General features: G+C 45.2%; 17 protein-coding genes. 7 read left to right on the top strand and 10 right to left on the bottom strand.

Annotated features, from left to right (window positions below):
• Positions 1–66 precede the first annotated feature (66 nt).
• Complete coding sequence (locus B0180_RS00335) at positions 67–1,926, top strand: SurA N-terminal domain-containing protein (RefSeq protein WP_078255153.1); 1,860 nt, start codon at positions 67–69, stop codon at positions 1,924–1,926.
• A 70-nt stretch (positions 1,927–1,996) separates the two neighbouring features.
• Here B0180_RS00335 and B0180_RS00330 read toward each other — a convergent pair whose 3' ends face one another.
• The 5 genes from B0180_RS00330 to prmA all read right to left on the bottom strand — a co-directional run bounded on the left by B0180_RS00330 (position 1,997) and on the right by prmA (position 6,483).
• Positions 1,997–2,335, bottom strand: coding sequence for a 4a-hydroxytetrahydrobiopterin dehydratase (locus B0180_RS00330; protein ID WP_078255152.1), 339 nt, complete (start codon positions 2,333–2,335; stop codon positions 1,997–1,999).
• A gap of 9 nt (positions 2,336–2,344) precedes the next feature.
• Positions 2,345–3,148 (bottom strand): phenylalanine 4-monooxygenase, encoded by an 804-nt coding sequence (gene phhA, locus B0180_RS00325; protein WP_078255151.1) that lies wholly within the window; start codon positions 3,146–3,148, stop codon positions 2,345–2,347.
• 279 nt (positions 3,149–3,427) lie between these two features.
• On the bottom strand, positions 3,428–5,026 hold the full coding sequence (purH, locus tag B0180_RS00320) for a bifunctional phosphoribosylaminoimidazolecarboxamide formyltransferase/IMP cyclohydrolase (RefSeq protein ID WP_078255150.1): 1,599 nt from the start codon (positions 5,024–5,026) through the stop codon (positions 3,428–3,430).
• A 183-nt stretch (positions 5,027–5,209) separates the two neighbouring features.
• Positions 5,210–5,467 (bottom strand): helix-turn-helix domain-containing protein, encoded by a 258-nt coding sequence (locus tag B0180_RS00315; RefSeq protein ID WP_078255149.1) that lies wholly within the window; start codon positions 5,465–5,467, stop codon positions 5,210–5,212.
• An 89-nt stretch (positions 5,468–5,556) separates the two neighbouring features.
• Entirely contained in the window at positions 5,557–6,483 is a 927-nt protein-coding gene (gene prmA, locus B0180_RS00310; RefSeq protein WP_078255148.1) for a 50S ribosomal protein L11 methyltransferase, read from the bottom strand.
• 237 nt (positions 6,484–6,720) lie between these two features.
• Between prmA and B0180_RS00305 the strand changes: the two genes are divergently transcribed.
• Complete coding sequence (locus tag B0180_RS00305) at positions 6,721–9,543, top strand: phosphatase PAP2 family protein (RefSeq protein WP_078255147.1); 2,823 nt, start codon at positions 6,721–6,723, stop codon at positions 9,541–9,543.
• A 68-nt stretch (positions 9,544–9,611) separates the two neighbouring features.
• On the opposite strand, the gene mrcB is transcribed toward B0180_RS00305, so the two are convergent.
• On the bottom strand, positions 9,612–11,999 hold the full coding sequence (mrcB, locus tag B0180_RS00300) for a penicillin-binding protein 1B (protein ID WP_078255146.1): 2,388 nt from the start codon (positions 11,997–11,999) through the stop codon (positions 9,612–9,614).
• Positions 12,000–12,242: 243 nt separating this feature from the next.
• Between mrcB and B0180_RS00295 the strand changes: the two genes are divergently transcribed.
• Complete coding sequence (locus B0180_RS00295) at positions 12,243–14,861, top strand: heavy metal translocating P-type ATPase (protein ID WP_078255145.1); 2,619 nt, start codon at positions 12,243–12,245, stop codon at positions 14,859–14,861.
• Between the two features lie 55 nt (positions 14,862–14,916).
• Here B0180_RS00295 and B0180_RS00290 read toward each other — a convergent pair whose 3' ends face one another.
• On the bottom strand, positions 14,917–15,267 hold the full coding sequence (locus B0180_RS00290; RefSeq protein ID WP_049236230.1) for a winged helix-turn-helix transcriptional regulator: 351 nt from the start codon (positions 15,265–15,267) through the stop codon (positions 14,917–14,919).
• A 136-nt stretch (positions 15,268–15,403) separates the two neighbouring features.
• On the opposite strand from B0180_RS00290, the gene B0180_RS00285 reads away from it, so the two are divergent.
• Positions 15,404–15,637, top strand: coding sequence for a DUF896 domain-containing protein (locus B0180_RS00285; protein WP_078255144.1), 234 nt, complete (start codon positions 15,404–15,406; stop codon positions 15,635–15,637).
• A gap of 39 nt (positions 15,638–15,676) precedes the next feature.
• Complete coding sequence (locus B0180_RS00280) at positions 15,677–16,222, top strand: hemerythrin domain-containing protein (RefSeq protein WP_049236228.1); 546 nt, start codon at positions 15,677–15,679, stop codon at positions 16,220–16,222.
• 64 nt (positions 16,223–16,286) lie between these two features.
• On the opposite strand, the gene B0180_RS00275 is transcribed toward B0180_RS00280, so the two are convergent.
• On the bottom strand, positions 16,287–17,009 hold the full coding sequence (locus B0180_RS00275; protein WP_078255142.1) for a Bax inhibitor-1/YccA family protein: 723 nt from the start codon (positions 17,007–17,009) through the stop codon (positions 16,287–16,289).
• 184 nt (positions 17,010–17,193) lie between these two features.
• Here B0180_RS00275 and B0180_RS00270 point away from each other — a divergent pair, with 184 nt between their 5' ends.
• Both B0180_RS00270 and B0180_RS00265 read left to right on the top strand, forming a co-directional pair.
• A complete protein-coding gene (locus tag B0180_RS00270; protein ID WP_049236224.1) occupies positions 17,194–18,168 on the top strand; it encodes an NAD(+) kinase in 975 nt (324 codons plus the stop codon).
• Positions 18,169–18,183: 15 nt separating this feature from the next.
• The gene (locus B0180_RS00265) at positions 18,184–18,474 is read left to right on the top strand and encodes a YeaC family protein (RefSeq protein ID WP_049236223.1); all 291 of its coding nucleotides are present in this window, start codon (positions 18,184–18,186) and stop codon (positions 18,472–18,474) included.
• A gap of 109 nt (positions 18,475–18,583) precedes the next feature.
• Here the strand turns inward: B0180_RS00265 and B0180_RS00260 are convergent, their stop codons facing one another.
• Positions 18,584–19,090, bottom strand: coding sequence for an adenine phosphoribosyltransferase (locus B0180_RS00260; protein ID WP_078255141.1), 507 nt, complete (start codon positions 19,088–19,090; stop codon positions 18,584–18,586).
• A gap of 29 nt (positions 19,091–19,119) precedes the next feature.
• Entirely contained in the window at positions 19,120–20,760 is a 1,641-nt protein-coding gene (locus B0180_RS00255) for an ABC1 kinase family protein (protein WP_078255140.1), read from the bottom strand.
• Positions 20,761–20,769: the final 9 nt, after the last annotated feature.

Below are 20,769 nucleotides of genomic sequence, written 5' to 3'. Positions count from 1 at the left end.
ATATGTAAGTTTTATTGTCACTATTTTATTTGTAACACCGACTGATTTGTAGAGTATAGCAAACCTATGGAAAATATGCGCAACTTCTTAAAAAGCTGGCCGGGTCGGCTGGTTTTGATAGGCACTTTGATACCAATGGCTTTTTTGGGCGTGGGCACGTTTGGCGGTCCATCGATTCAGCCAAATGAGCTGATTAAGGTGGGTGATCAAGTGGTGGATGTCGCAACTTTTCAAGCCGAGGTCAATGCTGAGCGCAATGCCTTGATTGAGCAGGGTATCGATGCCAGTTTGATCAATGAGCAAGCACTACAGCAGCTGATCTTAAAGCGATTAACTGATAAAGCACTGCTTGAAAATCAGGCGTCGTATTTGGGCATGACGGTTTCTGATGAGATGCTGACGCAGATTTTGCAGAGCTATGAAGTTTTTCATGATAATGGACAGTTTTCAAATGATCGTTTTGCCGCTTATCTACAGCAAAATGGTCTGACCAAAGATGCTTTATTCGCCATTGAACGACTGCGATTAAGTTTGCGCCAGCTGATTACCAGTATCGTTGGCACCGCAATTTATCCAAACAGTGAAGTTTCAAAATTGATTGATTTACAATTGGAGGCGCGCGAGGTTTGGGTGCATCGATATCATTGGCAGGATTATGTGGATCAAGTACAAATCAGCGATGCGCAAATCCAAGCTTATTTTGATGAACACCAAGATAAGCTGATCAAGCCTGCGACAGTGGATCTAAGCTACATTGAATTGGATCCAAATGTGTTGAATGTTGAGACGCCAACCGAACAAGAAATCAGCGCACAGCACGCCGCCTATCTTCGAGAAAATGGCATGACAGACGGTCGGGAGTTGGCACAGATTTTATTGACAGGTCCAGATGCTCAAAAGCGTGCTGCTGAAATCCAAGCTAAACTGGATGCTGGAGAGTCTTTTGAGGCGTTGGCCAAAGTTCATTCTGATGACCCAAGTGGCTCAAATGGTGGTGTGATTGGCAGCTTTAATCCTTCGGTATTCGGAGAGCATGCCGCTGGGGTTGAGCAGGCTTTGTCAGGGTTGGGTGTTGGTCAGATCAGTCAGCCTGTCCAAACAGGATTTGGTTATCATATCTTTAAGGTGACTAAAGTCAGCGACAATGCGCCGAATATCGCCAGTATGCGCGATCAATTGATGGATAGAGCCGCCAAACTTAAGCGCGACCAAGCATTTGCAGATCTATCTGCTCGGATTAACACCATGGCAACTGATGGCATGGGAGTGGCTGATATTGCCAAAGAAGCTGGTGTGGAAGTGAAGCAAATCACCGCCTATCCACAAACCAATAATACAACAGCATTGCCACAGCCGGCAGTGATCGCCGCCGCTTTTGACGATTTCACCATTCAAGATCAAGGCGTAAGCCCAAATATTTCTTTGGGTGAGAAAAATGTTTGGGTGCAGCCGACGAATTATGAAGCAGAGCGCCCATTGACATTTGAGGAAGCCAAGGCACAGATCAAACAAACGCTAGCCAAACAAAAAGCCATTGAGCTTGCGATGGCAGATGCCCAAAGAGTCGCCGATGAAGCTAAAACTTCTGGCGTGGCTGCTTTGACGACCACCGCTGCCAATATTGGTCTGGCGACACGCATGAGTCCTTTATTAAGCCCGCTTGAGCTTGCCAGTTTGTTCCTAAATCGCAGCGCAGAGGGTCATGACGTTTGGGCGACACAAACCGAAGAAGGTGCGAGCGTCATTGTGGGCGGTCCGGTGAATCAAAGCAGCGAATCTCAGCTGTCAGATGCTGATCGTCTGCGTGCTGTGGCGGTGATCCGAGATAATGTCGGTGCCGATCAGTTAGAGGACTATGTGCATTATTTGCGTGAAAGCAGCGAGCTTGTTATCAACCAAGATGCGCTCAAGGCACAGCAGTTTTAACCAAGCTTTCATGCTTAAGCTGTATTGAATCAGTAAAAGCCCAAAATTTTGGGCTTTTCTTTATACGATTCTAAAGTAGTGCATCGGTTTTTGCCGCCATGATAAAGTCATTTTGGTGTAAGCCGCCTGCTTCGTGCGACCACCACGTCACCGTCACCTGCCCCCATTCGACAAGTAAAGCAGGGTGGTGACCTGCGTCTTCGGCGATCTCGCCAACTTGATTGGCAAAATCAAGTGCTTTTTTAAAATTTTTAAATGAATATACTTTGGTCAGCCGATCAATATGATCAACAGTGATGATATGCCAGTCTGATAACTGATCGAGAAAGCTTTGGTATGCTTCTGGTTGTATGAGTGGCGCGCCGACACTGCAGGCTTGGCAGGTCTGATTTTTTAGTGATGTTGACATCATTTCTCCTTAAGTGTTGGGTGATCCATTGTCCATTAAGCTTGGATGCATCGGATACATACCATCGATTTTGGCTGTCTCGATGGCGGATAGTAGCTGATTTTCATCCAAATAAAAAAGCTCATCAGGGTTTTTGATGACATAATAAATGGGCTGCAGCTTATCAATGCGATATGGTGTACGAAGCACATCATTGAGCCGAAATTCTCGATATTCTGGCGCATCGCTTAAGGCGTATAGGGTCTCTTTGGGCGAGCTTAGAATACCGCCGCCGTAGATGCGCAGACCTTGCTTTGTTTCCATCAGCCCGAATTCCATCGTAAACCAATATAAGCGCGCCAAAAAACCACGCGTCTTTTGATCGGCTTTTTTGCCAAGTTTTCCATAAGTATGGGTAAATCTAGCAAAAGCAGGGTGGGTGAGTAAAGGGCAATGTCCGACAACTTCATGAAAAATATCCGGCTCTTGGATATAATCAAAATCTTCACGAGAGCGAATGAAGGTCGCCACCGGAAATTTTTGCGCGGCTAACAGCTCAAAAAACTTAGCAAAAGAAATCAAAGCAGGCACTATAGCGGTCGCAAATCCTGTGTGCTTTTGTAGGACTTGATCAATGTCATTGAGCTGAGGGATTTTTTGAGCACACAAAGACAATTCATCAAGCCCATCCAGATAATCTTGGCAGGCGCGATTTTGGATGCTGTGCTGATGTCTGGTAAATAAATCTTGCCAAATCCGATGCTCTTCATCACTGTAGTGAATGACACCAAATTCATCCGGCATACGAGCCTGATAGCGTGTGTGTTGACTCATAACATTCCTTTGCATGACTTTTATATGATAGATTATTAAGTGAATTATTGTGCACTTTTATTCTTTTATCATAAGTAAAAAGACCGGATCTGTCTAATGAAAAATCATTGCCAAGACTTAATGATAAAAAACCATTTGTTATTAATTATAAATTTATTTAAAAATAAAATTAATTTATCGGAAATTCCCATAGTTTTAATGATGAAAATAAAAGCGGTGCTAAATATTAGCACCGCTTTTGAGGATTTTTATTAAGTTACACTATTAAACACCATACAATCAATGGCGGAAGTGACGCATACCGGTAAAGACCATGGCGATACCATGCTCATTGGCAGCAGCGATCACTTCTTCATCGCGCATCGAGCCACCAGGTTGAATGATGCACTTGATGCCTGCTGCTGCCGCATTGTCGATACCATCACGGAATGGGAAGAAAGCATCAGATGCCATCACTGCCCCTTCCACGATTAAGCCTGCGTGCTCGGCCTTGATCGCGGCAATGCGTGCAGAGTTTACGCGGCTCATCTGACCTGCGCCAACACCGATGGTTTGGCGATTTTTGGCATAGACAATGGCGTTTGATTTGACATATTTGGCGACCTTCCAAGCAAAGATCAGATCATCAAGCTCTTCATCTGATGGTGCGCGATCGGTGACGACTTTTAGATCGGCTTTATCCACCATACCAAGGTCTTGGTCTTGGACAAGCAGACCGCCATTGACACGTTTAAAATCAAACTGGGCGGCGCGCTCAGTGATGCTTGGCAGCTCACCACAAACCAGCACGCGTACATTTTTCTTCGCGCCAGTCACTTCCAAAACGCCATCTTCGATACTTGGTGCGATGATGACTTCGACAAATTGACGCTCAACGATGGCGCGCGCTGTATCAACATCAAGCGGACGGTTGAAGGCAATGATACCGCCGAACGCAGACTCAGGGTCAGTCGCATAAGCCAAATTATAAGCTTCTAAAATACCATCTAAAGAAACAGCGACACCACAAGGGTTGGCGTGTTTTACGATGACGCAAGCAGGCTTGGCAAATGATTTGACACACTCAAGCGCAGCATCGGTATCAGCGATGTTATTATAAGACAGCTCTTTGCCTTGTAGCTGGCGTGCAGTCGCCACCGATGCTTCTTTTGAGCCGCTTTCAACATAAAACGCTGCGGATTGATGCGGGTTTTCGCCGTATCTTAGATCTTGGGCTTTGGTGAATTGACTATTAAACGTGCGCGGGAAGATGGTGGTTGCGGTCGCATCATCACTTGGGGTAGCGCTGTCATCTTTAGGCAGGCGCGCACCAAGCCAACTGGCAATCATGCCATCATAAGCGGCGGTGTGTTCAAAGGCTTTGACAGCCAAATCAAAACGCGTGCTGTGGCTGAGTGCACCATGAGATTTTAGCTCATCTAGGACTGTTTGATAATCATTTGGGCTGGTGATGATGCCAACATGGGCGTGGTTTTTGGCAGCAGAGCGCACCATGGCAGGACCGCCGATGTCAATATTTTCAATGGCATCGGGCATGGTGACATCGGCCTTAGCAACGGTCGCTGCAAAAGGATATAAATTAACGGCGACAATATCAATGCGATCAATGCCATGCTCTTGCATGATGCCGTCGTCAGTACCACGGCGACCCAAAATACCACCATGAATTTTGGGATGCAGCGTCTTAACTCGACCATCCATCATTTCGGGAAAACCAGTATGTGCCGACACTTCAATGGCTTCGATGCCATTGTCTTTTAATAATTTAAAAGTGCCGCCTGTTGATAAGATGCCAAAACCAGTTTCTACCAAACCTTTGGCAAATTCAACAATATCCGTCTTATCCGATACAGATAACAGCGCATAACTTTTTGTCATAACCACTCACCATCATTGAAAATTATAATTTGGTTTGATTGCCACAGAGATGGCATACCAAGCCGCTTTGCGTAACAATAAAAAACAAAATGATACCATTTATTATAGCATTTATAAAGAGTAATTGTGGATTTAACGCCCCAAAAAATTGACACCCAAAACAGTGTTGGGTGTCAATAATCTCTACTCAAGCAGCCCATAGGCTTTGAGCTTGGTGCGCAAAGTCCCGCGATTTAGTCCAAGAATTTGGGCGGTTTTAGATTGATTGCCGCGAGTGTGTTTCAAGGTCGCTATCAATAAAGGCTTTTCAAATTCTGCCAAAAAAATGTTGTATAAATTATGCGCCTCAGCATCGCCAAGCGCCTCAAAATAACGCTCAGCGGCACGCTCTACATGAACATGTAAAGGGATGGTGTCAATGTCATTGTGCTCATCTGTCATAATTAGACTCTAATTTTTACAGCTTTAACCCACTGGCAAATCATTTAATATGAGAATGTATGGCGCTACTCAGTGCTTTTTTTGGCGAATCATGCTTTTTTGATGCCGCTTAGGCGGTGCCAGTGGTGATCTTCGGCGTCTTGATAATTAAACGGTGCCTCAATGTCAAAATACGGCGCGTAAGCATTAATGACATCTTGAGTTTGGTTTTGGATCAAGCCTGCCAGTACAATTGAGCCGCCTGGCTTGAGCAATTGATTAAAAGTTGGCGCAAACATGATCAGCGGCTTGGCTAAGATATTGGCGGTGATGGTGTCGGCTAATTGTGGGTTTTGACTGCGATATTCTATAAATTCTTCGGGCAAAAATGCCATCAAGCGCTCAGACACGCCATTTAAAGCGGCATTTTGGCGGGTTGCAAGCACCGCCTGCGGATCAATATCAACCGCCAGTACTTGACGCGCGCCCAGCAGTAGTGCTGCCACACCCAAAATACCCGAACCGCAGCCATAATCAATGACCAATTTATCCTTTAAGTCTTGCTCAGACAGCCAATCCAAGCAAAGCCGCGTCGTGGCATGATACCCTGTCCCAAAAGCCAAACCTGGATCTAAGATGAGATTGGTGGCATCAGGATCTGGCGCATCAAGCCATTCAGGCACAATCCATAAATTGCCTGCGCATTTGATGGGCTGATAATAAGTCATCCACTCACGCGTCCAGTCTTTATCATCTAAGCGCGTCAGCCAAAATCGCGTGGCATTCACCTCACTTGCGATCTCAGAAGCTAAGTTTTCAAAATTGGTGCCTACCCAGCTGTCATCGCTGTTGGTGTCAAAGATGGCAGTCATGACCACATCACTCCACAAAGGCTCTTCACCAGGCATGGGCTCAAATAAAGGCTCATCGCCAGCATCTTCAAGTAAAATAGACACAGCGCCAGCCTCATAAAATAAGGCTTCGGCAAGCTCTACGGCGGATTGTGGGCATTGAAGGTGAAGTTGTTGCCAAGACATTAAAAACCATCCTAAAAATTCAAATATGTGTTTGCTTAATGGGTTTATTATAGCAAAGTTTTTTGAAGAATTTGTGGCTAAATGGCGGGCCTAATATCGCCTTAAGTAAATAGTTATAATGCAACATTAAGATATTAATAATTTTCCACATTGTGTCAAATTGTCACAAAATTATCACTGTTTTGTCACAGTTACAACTTAAAATGCAACCTAATTTTGTTAACTTAAGGGTTTGTTATGCCTAAATATAAGCTGTTATCAGCCAGCATCGCTTTTTCATTATTGATGAGCCATCAAGCTTATGCTAATGATGAAGAATTTGATAAATTGTCTACAAAGATAGCTAGCCAAAGTCAGAGTTGGTTTCAACATCTTGATGCCCAGGTTGTTACACCTTTTCCTCAAAAGGGCACTCTGGAAGCAGAAGTTGATCGTCAAATTTCTTGGGATATGCAAAACAATACAACAGCAGAAAGGCTAGCCCTTGCAGAAGAGGATAAAAATCAAAGCTTTACTCATGTTAGTCATGAATTTAGAAAATCTGCCTTAAAGGAGTTTGCTCCGCATATAACTGATGAACAGTTTTTAAATATCTTTAAAAATTTAGAATATTTATCAGCTGATGCTATTTATAGCTATGATTCTAATGCGGGTAGAATGAGAGCTTATGATTTTATTTTGAAAGACAAATATCTGCGTGGCCGCCCTTATCAAGTTATGGATATGGAAGGCAATTATATTGAGGGTTATGAAAATCTCAAAACCTATATTGATAGCCAAGGCAGAGAAAGAAAAAATTCATCTTATCCAAGTGGGCATACCTCCAATGGCTTTGGTCAAGCAGTTGTTATGGCGATGGCATTTCCTGAGCGAGGTCAAGAGGTATTCTCTCGCGCATTGCAGTATGGAGAAAGCCGAGTCATTGTGGGTGCGCATTTTCCAACAGATACTATGACTTCTCGACTATCACGCTATTATTATATGGCGCAGTTGTTAAATGACGATGAGATTGCTCAAGGATTAGTTAGGAGCATTAAACAAGCCAGACAGCCATTTGAAGAAGGCTGTCAGAATGCACCATTAAAAAACTGTCTAGAGATGCTTCCTCAAGATTTGCATGAGCAATACAAAGCTTCTGATTATCAAATTGGCTATTATGGTGCGCTAAAAAGTGATGAAAAAGCAAGTCGTTTAGAACCAGAGGAAATACCTGATACAGCTGAAGCTTTATTAAGGTTGCGTTTTAATTATCTGGATGGCGATGCGCGACGTCAAGTATTAGCTTCTACCGCTTATCCCAAAAATTCCCATGCTCACATGGGCGATTTAGATAATAAAAATCACACATGGGGCCTAATAAATTTGCCGAAAGCTTATGATGGTATTTCTCATATTTATAAGGATATAGAGACAACGACTCAGGATAAACATTTGGATTTCGCAGGATTTTCCCTGAAAGACGCCTGGAAAAATGACATCTCAGGTACTGGTAGACTGATTTTAAATCATCCAGGCGAATTAACCTTATCTGGTAATAATACTTTTGCTGGTGCAACCGTTAAGCAAGGCCACCTTAAATTTACGGGCAATAATGCATTGACTGATGATAGTTATATTAATCAAGGAACAATGAGCGTTACAGGTCAATTCCAATCAAAAGTGGTGCTTAACAATGATGCTGAGATGATGATTTTTGGTCAGAGTGATCAACCAACTACTGTTCAAGAGATTGAACTGTCTGCCAAAGACAGCTGGATTTATGTTGCCCCAAAGGGTGTTTATCAAGTCAATGCAAATTCCCAAGAAAATAACACCACCACCGATTCTCAAATCAGCATTCAAACATTGTCTGGTGTAGGTCATGTGATTGTTGAAGACCATTCTAATTTACATATTGATAAGTTATCTGGTGAGACGAGATTTTCCATCAATCCAAGCGATGCACCCGTCAAGATAAATGAGCTAAAAGGTAGGCATGGTGTTAGCATCCCCAGCCATATATCAAAAGATAAAAATCATCAAAGCTTATTGAAAGTCGATAACAATCAAGGCAGTTTTTATTTGATTGACACAAATAACAATGTTGTTGATGCAGCTGAACAAGGAGCATATGCTTATCAATTAGTAATGCGGCCAAATAATACTTTGCAGCTTAGCCAATTTGCCAATGACAATAGCCCCATTGCATCGTCAATGACTAAGACCGCCTTAAATACCGGCATGGGGAGTTTGTATACATTAAGTAGCCAGATGAATAATTTAGGCTCGATGAATAACAGACAAAGTGTTTGGCTAAATCATCGTTACCAAGAAAATAATATTGAAAGTCGCGATACCCAGTTTGATTTAAAGCTTAATCAAACGACATTGGGAGCAGGTTCTAAAATTGGGCAAACATATCTTGGGGCCTATATTAACAAGAGTGAAGGCGATGTTGATCATGCTTTTGGTGGTAAAAATGATCTTGATGCAACAGGCTTTGGGGTTTATCTTAATCGCTTATTACCAAATCAACGAGAGATCTTTATCCAAGGCGCGTGGCAAAATGTCAGGCAAAAAATACATGCTAAACAAGCCAATCATGATAATTTAACAGCAAGTATAAAGGATAATGCCTGGGCGATTGCATTGGGTGCTCAGCAGCAGATGAAACTCCACAATGTGGATTTCCAACCTTCTTTTGAAATTAGTCATATTCAAACAAATCCAAAATCGTTTAGATATGATCAGATGCCTAATTTGCAAATTAATCCAGAAAAGGCATCTATGACCACGGTAAATATCGGTACAAAAATTTCCAAGAATTATGGGTTGTTGCAGCCTTATTTAAAAGCTAAAGTGTTCTATCAAGATGCCAAGCAAGATTTGAACATTATTGATATGAATAATGAAGTATCTCAGTGGTCAACCGATTTATCGGGATTTGGTTTCGCAGGTGCTTTGGGCGTGACAAGTCAAATCAACTCTAGGTTCTCTATTTCAGGAGAGGCATCTGCTCAATATCAAGAGGAGGTAAAAACGCCAATTGAAGCAAAGCTGTCGCTCAACTACCAATTCTAAATTATCATAAATTTAATTTATGCCATTAAAATCAAACAGATTTTAATGGCATTTATCTTAACTTATGTTCACCACCAAGGATTATCACTATCTTCGGCAGGCTCATCATAAATGGGCGCATCTTCGATATAGATATCTCCTGTGTCGGCGATGCCTTGTGAGCCATATTCAAGCATCTGCTGATATCTTTGGTTTTGATATTGAACTTCGGCGGCGCACGCGCTCATCTGATGGGGGCGATACAGATCAATCACCGGCAACCATTTTGCGCCCGCGCAAGCTTGTAGGGTGGGTAAGCCTGAATTGCCATCCATCCACTGCCAAGTTACGCCAGCGGGCAATGGCAGATTGACAGCCGTTAAATTCAGGCGCTTCATATAATCCGTCCAGATCGGCAGGGCACCTGTGCCACCTGTCAGACCAATGGGCTTATTATCATCACGACCCACCCAAACCACGCTGACATAGTTGCCGCTATAACCTGCAAACCAAGCATCACGATTATCATTGGTTGTGCCTGTTTTGCCTGCCAAGCCCAGCTGACCGTTGATGCTGTTAGCAGCTTTAGCGGTGCCTGATTTGATGACTTCTTGTAATCCGCGATTGAGCAGATAGACGGCTTGGGGCGGCGCACGGAATTGATGATTTGGCTGCGAGCGCTGCAAGATACGCCCTTTATCATCCATCACGGTGCGGATGGTGTGAATGGGTGTATAAGCCCCGCCATTGGCAAAAATCTGATACATGCCAAGCATCTGCATGGGCGATAGGTCAATCGCCCCCAGCATGACTGACGGATAGGGCGGAATGTCAGCGGTGATGGACAAATTACCCATCTGCGCCTTAAAGGCATTCATACCAAGCTCAATGCCGACATTCACCGCAGCTTGGTTGTATGAATTTGCTAATGCGGTGAGTAGTGGCACGCTGCCATGTGAGTTGCCGCCGTAATTTTTTGGCGTCCACGAGCGACCGCCGACGGTGTAGGTGACTTGATTGTCGTTCACTGGGGTGGTGAGATTATATTTGCCTGACTGAAAGGCGGTCAGGTATATGACAGGCTTTAGCAAGGAGCCGACTTGTCTTTTGGCATCGATGGCGCGGTTAAAGCCTGTAAACTCACTGCCAGAACCCACCAACGCCACCAGCTCACCTGTCGCTGGGTGAGCGCTCACCAAGGCACCTTGTAGGTCGCGCGTGCGGCTGCCTTTTTTTCTAAGCTCGCCAAGTTTATTCGCCATTGCGGTATTGGCAGCCTGCTGAGCTAAGGGGTCTAGTGTCGAGATGATGCGCAGACCACGATTTTGCAAGTCTTCTTGGCGATAATGAGTTTTTAGCTCGCGCTGCACTGCATCAAAAAAATCTGGAAATTGCGGTTTGGCGATGGCGGGACTTTTGACCACACCCAGGGGCTGCTCTATGGCTTTTTGATAAGTGGCTTCATCAATTTTGCCAGTGACAAGCATATTATTGAGCACCGTATTTCGGCGATCTAGCGCACGCTCAGGATTTTTACGCGGATTGTAGTGACTTGGTCCGCGCGCCAACCCAACCAATAACGCATATTGATCCAGTGACAGCTCACCAAGCGGCTTATCAAAATAAAATTGCGAGGCGATCGCAAAGCCATTGATCGACTGATTGCCATTTTGACCCAGATTGATCTCATTCATGTAAGCCAATAAAATTTCGTCTTTATCGTAATGCAGCTCAAGTAACAGCGCCATCAAAGCTTCATTGGCTTTACGCTTAAATGTGCGCTCAGAATTTAGATAAAAATTCTTAATCAGCTGCTGGGTGATGGTTGAGCCGCCTTGCTGCACTTGACCGCCTGATAAATTGGCAATCAATGCACGCGTAATCCCACGCACCGAGATGCCATAATGCCGATAAAACGCACGATCTTCAGTTGCGATCAGAGCATCAATGAGCGGTTTGGGCATTTGATCGGCGGTGATGAGAAGGCGATCTTCATTATTATCAGGATAGATGCTACCGATTTTGATGGGCTCTAGGCGTAATATGCCATGGGGGTTTGGGACAGTGCTTTTTAGGCTTTTGATGGTGCTGTTTTCAAAGCGAACCTCAATCAGCTGTTTTGGGTCTTTGTCGGTGTCACCATAATTAAAACCGCGCGTATAAATGGTGTAAGTTTGACCATTTTTTTGATAGCGTCCAGTTTGATCGGTGCTGCCGCTACTATATCTGAGCAGCTTTAGCCAAGATTCAAGCTCTGATGCTGATAAATTAGCGCCTTGATGTAGATTTAGGGGGCGTGAATAAAGTGTGGCTGGAATATCCCATTTGCGCTTTTCAAATTTGCTGACCACCGCTGTATTCAGATACATGGCATACACCACAAACGCTGCGATCATGACAAGTATGATAATCAGCAAAAGACCTGTGGCAACAAAACCTGACTGGCGATGATTAGGGCAAGGCGATGATTTGGACACAACAAAAACCCCAAAACGAAAAGGTTATACTATCGCCTAATTTTTATGATTTTTCAAGGCGAAACGTAGCGCTATTTTAGATAAACTGCTGAAATTTTACAAATATTTATACACAACTGTGTGCGCTTACTTTGTTTGTTTCTACAGCCGTAATAGTGTTGCCAAAATCTGATGGTCTGCAGTCGTCTGAGTCGTTTTGGAATGTGGTATAATGATCAATTGTCTTGTCTTTTATGCCTGAATATGAGCCAATCTGATATTTTGCCTGATTCCCCATCTTCTTCCTCTGCTGAGTTTGATGTCATCGAACAAAGCCTCATCCTGCCGCCTGAAGGTAGCTGCTTTCATTGCGGGGAAGTTTTGCCAAAAGAGCCTTTTTTTACGCCAGTATTTGATAAGCCGCGAGCGATGTGCTGCCTTGGCTGTCAGTTGGCAGCACAAAGCATCGTTGAGTCGGGATTGTCGCAGTATTACCTTGACCGCCGCGAGATCAGCCCGACGGCAAGCCTGCCTGAGGCGATGAATTTTGAGGCTTATAACCATGAAGACATCAAAGGGCAGTTTGTGTATGCTGAAAATGGCGGCAGCACCGCAGAGCTTTCGGTCAGTAATCTAAAATGCTCGGCATGTACTTGGCTGATTGAAACGCGTCTCAGATCGCTTCAGGGCGTCAAAGATTGTCAGGTGAATTTAACACAGCAGCGAATGCGGGTGAATTGGGATGACAGCATTTTGCCAATCGGTGATATCCTAAAAGCGGTGCATTCGGTGGGCTATGATGCCAAGCCATATCGCCAAGATACTCACGAAGCCATGCTCAAGCGGCAAAACAAACAAATGCTTATACGGCTTGGCGTGGCTGCGCTCGGTGCGATGCAGGCGATGATGTTTTCGATTGGCATCTATTTTGGTGCTTATAGTGGGATGTTGGTTGAGCATCGGGATTTTTTGCGTTATGTGTCGCTGTTTGTGAGTATTCCTGTGTTTTTTTATTCAGGCGTGCCGTTTTTTGTGTCGGCATATAATGCGCTGCGTGCTCGGCAAATTAACATGGATGTGCCAGTATCGATCGCCTTGATCTTGACATTTTTCGCCAGTTTATACGCGACCATTATTGGTGCTGGAGAGACTTATTTTGATTCGGTCTCCATGTTCATTTTCTTTTTGTTGGCAGGGCGATACATTGAGCAAAACGCGCGCCTAAAAGCGTCAAATATGGCATCAGACTTGGTGGTGATTGAGCCGATACTGGTGACCAAAGTTGATGAAGCGCCTGATTTGGTTCAGGCATCAGTGGATGGACAGCTAAGCTCATCTAAGATCACCACTTGGCTGGCTAAGTCAAGCCAAAGCGATACTTCGTCATCTTCTCAAGATCCAAGCGATGATAAAATCTTGGCTCAAAGCGTCAAAGTTGGTGATGTCATCTGGATTGAGCCTGGCTCTCAGATCGTCGCCGATGGCATACTGTTATCAGAGGCGGCAACCGTTTCACAAAGTTTATTAACTGGTGAAAGTGATTTGATCGTCAAATCGTGCGGTGAGACATTGGTGGGCGGCTCACAAAACGACAGCCAGCCTTTACTCATGCTGGTTACAAGTGATGTGGATAATAGTCAAATTGCGCTCATTGATCGGCTGATGAATCGTGCCATGAGCGAAAAACCCAAAATCGCCCAGGATGCTGATCGGATGGCGCGCTGGTTTGTGGCACGCGTGTTGGTACTGTCTTTGTTGGTGTTTGCGGTTTGGTATTTTATTGATAAAACCGAAGCTTTATGGGCGACAGTGGCGGTATTGGTGGCAACTTGTCCCTGTGCGCTGTCGCTCGCCACACCGATTGCGCTGACGGTGGCGACCAATCGTTTGGCAAGTTTTGGTTTTTTATCGACGCGTGGACATACAGTGCAGACCTTGGCAGATGTTACGCACGTGGCATTTGATAAAACAGGGACGCTGACTGTTGGACAAGCAAATTTATTGGCGGTGATTTCTGAGCGTCCCAAAGCACAGGTGCTGGCATTGGCAGCGGCACTGGAGATCGGCAGCCGCCATCCTGTCGCTAAGGCGCTGCTAACTGCGGCGCATGGACTTCATTTACCAAAAACCGAAGAGATTAGTCATCATATCGCTGGCGGCATCGAGGCGGTCTGTGATGGTGTGCGTTATCGCATTGGGCATGGCAGCTTTGTGACTGATCAAGCAAGTAGCCATCCTGACTTTGATTATGGTCAATTTCAAGAAAATCTGGAAGAATATCAAGCCAATATGTCGGTGCTGTTATCAGCTTGGCAAGATGGTGCTTGGCAACTGGTGGCGCGATTTTATTTTAATGATTCGATCCGTGCAGACGCCTATCAGATGATTGAGCAAATCAAATCAGCGGGCATCACACCGCTCATGCTCACCGGCGATCCCAACCCAAATGCGCTCAAGGTAGCAGGCGAGCTTGGTATTGATGAGGCGCATTATGGCTTGACGCCTGAGGATAAAGTATCCCATATCAAGCGCCTGCAGAACGAAGGTAAGATCGTGCTTATGGTGGGCGATGGGATCAATGATGCGCCCGTTTTGGCAGCTGCCAATGTCTCGACCGCCATCGCAGGGGCGGCAGATTTGGCGCAAGTCTCAAGTGATAGCGTGCTGCTTGGCGGTCGGCTATTAGCCATCCCTAGAGCCATGCAGGTCTCCACCAAAACCCAAGCCATTATTCGCCAAAACTTAAGATGGGCGCTGATTTATAATACGTCGGTGCTCTTGCCAGCGGCGCTTGGCTATGTACCGCCTTGGCTTGCGGCGATTGGGATGTCATTATCAAGCCTTGCAGTGGTCCTAAATGCCATGCGCATCAAAACCGCTTAATACTAACGCCTGAATATAGCCCTCAACTCAACCTGCGCCTTGATGAGCGCAGGTTTTATGTTTCGGCTGTTTGGTGCATCCAAGATGCCTTGGCATAAGTTTGCCCCCAGTCGTGCATCGCTTCGATGACTGGCAGTAGTGTGCGCCCAAAGTCAGTCAATGAGTACTCAACCTTAGGCGGTACTTGATTGTACACTTCTCGGTGTACGATGCCATCACGCTCAAGCTCTCTGAGCTGTAAAGTCAGCATCCGTTGGGTGACAGCCCCAAGCCTACGCTGAAGCTCATTAAATCGGCGCGTCTCTTGGCTAAGATGATATAAAATCAGCACTTTCCATTTGCCGCCGATGATGTCTAGGGTGGTCACCACAGGGCAGCAAGTCTCATAATTCGTTTCTTTTATCATAATTTAATTATTTATTAAATAATTTTTAGTATAAAAAATGTGCGTACTTGTAAAATACTATGTACACCTTATAATACACTTATATCAATACAATGCCTAGTAAAATCTGAACAAAGGCAGTAATTAGGAGAAAATAATGCGGATTGTAGAACTTGATCGTATCAATGAATTGGCGCGTATCGCAAAAACCACTGGCTTAACCCAAGATGAGCTGAGTGAACGCGATGAGCTAAGACAGCGTTATTTGGCACAAATCCGCGGTCAAGTGCTAAACTCACTGAGCACAGTGACGCTACTGGATGAAGCAGGCAATGACATAACCCCAACCAAGCTTCGCGATGCCCAAAAACACAGTGCATTGGTCAATTAATCCGCAAGCCCCATTGCCGCACCAATTTAGGAGAAGATGATGACCCAATTTATGCCTGCTCATAAACAGAGCTTGCTTGACAGCGAACTTTTGTACCTACATGAGCTGATGCCGCCTGAGACATGGGATCAATTGCCCAGTCATCATCCTGCTTCAAGTTGGCTTGGTGGGCATTTTAGTCTCAGGCGTGGTCAAAAAGAGCTTAATTATATCAATACTGAATTTTTGGAAGGGCGAATGCAGTGGGATCGCTACAAGCAGCGGCTACTGCGTGAAACCAGTACCCAATACCAAAATCTGACAGGGCACCACGAACGAGAAGATTTGCACATCTTCCCAAGAATGCGCAAAAATCATCCCAAGCTTGCGCGCGGATTTGCCATTTTGGATAATGATCATCACACGATCGATGCGCAGATACATGATATCCGTGCTTTGATCGCTAAGCTTCGGCAAGCTGAAGCGGCGGATATGGCGTTGGCTGAAAAACTTGCCAAAGCAATGGCTGACAGCGGTCAATGGCTGTATCGACATCTGTCCGATGAAGAAGATTTGGTTGTGCCGATCATGGGTTTGGGTTATTAACTTTTTAATTCATGACAGTCGATAAAAAACCCGCTAATCAATAGCGGGTTTTTTGATGCGATGATTAGTCGCCTTGTAAATAACCAATCAAACGCAAAAATTCGATGTACATCCAAACCAATGTCGATAAAATACCGATGCTGTACACCCACTCATATTCACGCGCGACGCCGAAAGCCGTGCCTTTTTCGACATTATCAAAATCAAGCAATAAGCTAAACGACGCAATAAAAATCACAAAAATACTAAACCCAATGGCAATCATACCACCGTCAAATAAAAACGGCAGACTTGAGCCAAATAAACGAAAGCCTAATTGCACCAAATACAAAATACCGATCGCAATCATCGCAGACATAATCATAGAGCGGAATTTTTCGGTGACTTTGATTACACCTGTCACATAAAGGGTTAGCATGACGGCAGCGGTGATGAATGTCGCTGACAGCGCCGATAGCGGCACCGTAGGGTAGTAGCGATACATAATCAGACTAAAGGCACCAAGCAGCACCCCTTCAATCAGTGCGTATGGTATGGCAAGAGATTTGGCAAGGTGTGGCTTCATGGCGCTTGCCAATCCCAAACCCATGCCAGCAAATAGTGAAACCAATGCCATGCCATATAATAGCGATGACGATAAATTGATGGATAGCGCATAGAAAAATACGCCAAATCCTGAAACAGCTGCCAAGCTCAGCAAAAATGCCGTCTTAGCCACAACACCGCGCACACTCATGGCGACGGCGCCAGTCATGAGCGTCGTGCGGCTGACGATTGGATTAGCCATAGTCATTCCTTAAAATTAATCAAAATATAAACCTAGCACCGATTATCTTAAAACCAAGTAAATTTGTCAAGTTAATCACACACTACTTTGTGTATAAAAAAATTAATCGCAAAGCTTGGCTCGTTTGTTGTGCTTATAGGCGTTTTTTTGGTATGATACGCATTATTTGTGATCAAACTAAGCCATGTCAAATTTTATCAACAATCACCCAAAACGCCCACCATTTCAGCGCATCGGCGTCATGGGGCGTGCAGGTAAAGCCAGTATTGTAGAGACCTTAAATGAGCTCATCAATCTGCTACAGAGCCGCCAGCTATCGATCATCATCGATACAGAGACGGCGGCGATTGATGGTATGTTGATTGACTTTGATCAAATTGACGGGGTGACTCTTAAGATTGTGCCGCGCCAAAAAATGGGCGAGCACTGCGATTTGGTCATCGTGGTGGGCGGTGATGGCTCAATGCTTCAGGCTGCATCTGTGATGGCAGGTACAGATGTGCCAGTTTTGGGGATTAATCGTGGTAGATTGGGATTTTTGGCAGATGTCAATCCTGATGAGCTGACCGAAAAAGTCATCCAAGTGCTTGATGGGCAGTATTGGCTTGTTGAACGCTTTTTAATTAAGTTTAAAATTGTTCAAAATGACATTAATGGCAATCCTACCGATCAAATCATTCATGAAGATGTGGCGCTCAATGACATTGTGCTACATGCAGGCAAGTCGGTACATACCATAGATTTTAAACTAAAAATTAATAATAACGAAGTGTATCGTCAGCATGCCGATGGTCTGATCGTGGCGACACCGACTGGTTCGACTGCCTATGCATTATCGGCAGGGGGACCTATCATTCACCCAACTTTGGACGCGATTTGTCTGGTGCCGATGCATCCACACACGCTGTCTAGCCGTCCGCTTGTCGTTGCTGGTAGCAGCCAAATTATGATTAATATTCATAAGGACAACCGCACGCAGCCGATGGTTGGCGCTGATGGTAAGGCGTCGGCGCCGCTGGATAATGGTCAAACGCTCATGATTGCTAAGCACGATAAGACGCTTTTATTATTACATCCAAACAGTTATAGTTTTTATGAAGCCTGCCGTACAAAACTGCATTGGAATTTATATAGTGAAGAGTTTTCACTTGATAAATAATTGGAAAAATCACTGATGAACAAACAAGATATTCTTAATAGTCTCACGCCTGAAATTGTTGATAAATTTCGTACCGCCATTGAGATTGGTCGTTGGGAGAATGGTGAGAAGCTCACCGATGCGCAGCGCCAAACCTGTATGCAGGCAGTCATGGTTTGGGAGCATGAATATTTGCCTGTCACTGAGCGCACAGGCTATATTCATAGACCTATAAAAGAAGATGGCTCTGTGGTGGGTGAAGAATGTGATGTTGAGCATGATCATCACTACCCGAATGCCGAGCAGGTTGTAAAATTTAAGCAATAAATTTGCTAATAAAGGGCTGGGTTGATAAAGTCTGAACTAAAAACTGCCTGTGTCGTCATACAGGCAGTTTTTATGGGTAGGATTTTGGTAGGCTTTTGTTGACGGAGGGTTATTTACTTAAAACACTCCAATAGTCCAAACCTAAATCACCGTGTAGCTCAGTCAAATCTAGTAACACCAATGATCCAAGGGTGGTTAAGCCCGCCGCTTTGCATAGTTTGTCAGCAGCCACCAAAGTACCGCCAGTGGCAAGCACGTCATCTACCAGTAAGACATTGGCAGCATCAAGATCGCAGCTGATTTCAAGCGTATCACTGCCATATTCCAAACCATAGCTTTCGCGGTGGACAGGGGGAGGAAGCTTGCCTGCCTTTCTGATGAGAATCAACCCTTTATCAAGGCGGGTGGCCAAAAGGCTTGCAAGCACAAATCCGCGAGACTCAATCGCAACAAATGCCTCAGTAGCCGCCAGTATTTCGCTTGGCAGCGCATGAATCAATGCATCAATCAGTTGATTTAGGTGTTGATTTAGCAGGGGGCTGATGTCATAAAATTCAATACCCGCCTTTGGAAAATCTGGAACAGTGCGAACATGCGCCCAAAGATCTTGGCTCATAAATTTCCTTTCATATTGATATCAATCGGTTATAGCAGCACGCGCCACAAAACAAATCCTAACGCCAACACAAAAAACAACGGCGCCACATACAAGTGAATGGCCAGTGCTGACCACCACGCCATACCAAGCATGATCACAAAACCTGCCAAAGCAATCCAATCATGGCGACGCTCATTTAGCCCATCTGCTCGGATTGACTGCAGCTCACGTAATATGGCATCTTGATGCGCGCCTGAGGTCGCTAGACTTTGAAGGCTTTGGTGTAGCATCTTAGGCAAATCTGTTGACGATAATAAAATCTCAGGCAGATGGGCTTGAATGTCCTGCATATTTTTGACAGGATCGAGTTGGGATTTGACCCAGCTGGTCAAGATCGGCTTGGCAAGTGACCAAATATCCAAATCAGGATATAGCTCACGTCCCAGCCCCTCAACATGGACTAAGGTCTTCAGTAGCAGCATAAGCTGCGGCGGGATGCTCATGCGATGACGACGCGCGATGGATAAAATCTCAAACAGCACGCCTGCAAAGTCAATTTCATCAATCGGCTTTAGCACCATCGGTGAGACTGTGCGGCTCATATCGCGGATTAGGGCGTGTTTATCTGCTGATGGTGGGATCCAGCCTGCCTGTGAGATGATATCAACGAGTGCTGTGTAATTACCATTCATCACCGATAATAGCATGCGTGCGACGATGAGCTGATCTTCCTTGGATAGCTCACCCATGATGGCGCAGTCCAGACCGATGTAGCGCGGCGCGGCGACAGCGCTTCCATCAGGCATGGTCTCAACAAAGATATTGCCTGGGTGCATGTCTGCATGAAAAAAGTTATCACGAAATACTTGGGTAAAAAATATCGTCAAGCCTTTTTCGGCGAGCACGGCGCGGTCATAGCCTAGAGCGTCAAATAAGTCAGTCTGTGAGATCGGCACGCCAAAGACACGCTCAGATACCATCACTTGCTTAGCGGCTGCGTACACCTCGGGCACATAGATCAGCCGAGAGCCAGTAAAATTATCACGCATCTTGGTACTGTTAGCGGCTTCAAGCGTCAAATCTAGCTCATTGAGCATAATTTGGCGATAATCCTCGACCACGTCGATCAGATAAACAGCGCGTGCTGCCTCAAGGCGGGCAGATGCCCATGCTGCCATTTGACGCAGCAGCTCAAAATCTGAAATGATGCCTTCTTTGATGTTGGGACGCACAACCTTGACGACCACTTCGCGCCCATCATGTAATGCGGCGGTGTGCACCTGTGCAACACTGGCTGCCGCCAAAGGAATCTCATCAAAACGTGCAAACAGCTCACCAATCGGACGACCTAATCCATGCTTGGCATCTTCAATGGCAGTAATGGCTGTCTTGGCGTCGAATGGGGCGACCTTATCTTGGAGTAAGGACAGCTGCGCGATGATCTGCGGCGGTAAGAGATCCGAGCGGGTGGATAACAGCTGACCAAGCTTTAAAAACAGCGTTCCCATTTCTTCAAGAGCAAGCTTGACACCCAAAGGCTGATGCGAGCGACCGAAGCTGGCAGGATGCGCGCGAAGCAGACGAGCGATGGGAGCAAATTCTGGCACATCGGCAAAATGCGTATCCAGACGATGTTTGGCTGCGATGCGGTATAACGACAACAGGCGTTTACGGTGAGTGATGAGCATATCAGTGGT

The sequence above is a fragment of the Moraxella canis genome, from assembly GCF_002014965.1.
In the GTDB taxonomy this organism is placed as follows: domain Bacteria; phylum Pseudomonadota; class Gammaproteobacteria; order Pseudomonadales; family Moraxellaceae; genus Moraxella; species Moraxella canis.
The sequence above is the reverse complement of the archived record's forward strand: the minus strand, read 5'-3'. Positions and strand labels throughout refer to the sequence as shown.

Bases quoted from the DNA above. Each gene is read 5' to 3' on its own strand.
- B0180_RS00335 (WP_078255153.1), top strand. From the start codon at position 67: ATGGAAAATATGCGCAACTTCTTAAAAAGCTGGCCGGGTCGGCTGGTT.
- B0180_RS00330 (WP_078255152.1), bottom strand. From the start codon at position 2,335: ATGTCAACATCACTAAAAAATCAGACCTGCCAAGCCTGCAGTGTCGGC.
- phhA (WP_078255151.1), bottom strand. From the start codon at position 3,148: ATGAGTCAACACACACGCTATCAGGCTCGTATGCCGGATGAATTTGGT.
- purH (WP_078255150.1), bottom strand. From the start codon at position 5,026: ATGACAAAAAGTTATGCGCTGTTATCTGTATCGGATAAGACGGATATT.
- B0180_RS00315 (WP_078255149.1), bottom strand. From the start codon at position 5,467: ATGACAGATGAGCACAATGACATTGACACCATCCCTTTACATGTTCAT.
- prmA (WP_078255148.1), bottom strand. From the start codon at position 6,483: ATGTCTTGGCAACAACTTCACCTTCAATGCCCACAATCCGCCGTAGAG.
- B0180_RS00305 (WP_078255147.1), top strand. From the start codon at position 6,721: ATGCCTAAATATAAGCTGTTATCAGCCAGCATCGCTTTTTCATTATTG.
- B0180_RS00295 (WP_078255145.1), top strand. From the start codon at position 12,243: ATGAGCCAATCTGATATTTTGCCTGATTCCCCATCTTCTTCCTCTGCT.
- B0180_RS00290 (WP_049236230.1), bottom strand. From the start codon at position 15,267: ATGATAAAAGAAACGAATTATGAGACTTGCTGCCCTGTGGTGACCACC.
- B0180_RS00285 (WP_078255144.1), top strand. From the start codon at position 15,404: ATGCGGATTGTAGAACTTGATCGTATCAATGAATTGGCGCGTATCGCA.
- B0180_RS00280 (WP_049236228.1), top strand. From the start codon at position 15,677: ATGACCCAATTTATGCCTGCTCATAAACAGAGCTTGCTTGACAGCGAA.
- B0180_RS00275 (WP_078255142.1), bottom strand. From the start codon at position 17,009: ATGGCTAATCCAATCGTCAGCCGCACGACGCTCATGACTGGCGCCGTC.
- B0180_RS00270 (WP_049236224.1), top strand. From the start codon at position 17,194: ATGTCAAATTTTATCAACAATCACCCAAAACGCCCACCATTTCAGCGC.
- B0180_RS00265 (WP_049236223.1), top strand. From the start codon at position 18,184: ATGAACAAACAAGATATTCTTAATAGTCTCACGCCTGAAATTGTTGAT.
- B0180_RS00260 (WP_078255141.1), bottom strand. From the start codon at position 19,090: ATGAGCCAAGATCTTTGGGCGCATGTTCGCACTGTTCCAGATTTTCCA.
- B0180_RS00255 (WP_078255140.1), bottom strand. From the start codon at position 20,760: ATGCTCATCACTCACCGTAAACGCCTGTTGTCGTTATACCGCATCGCA.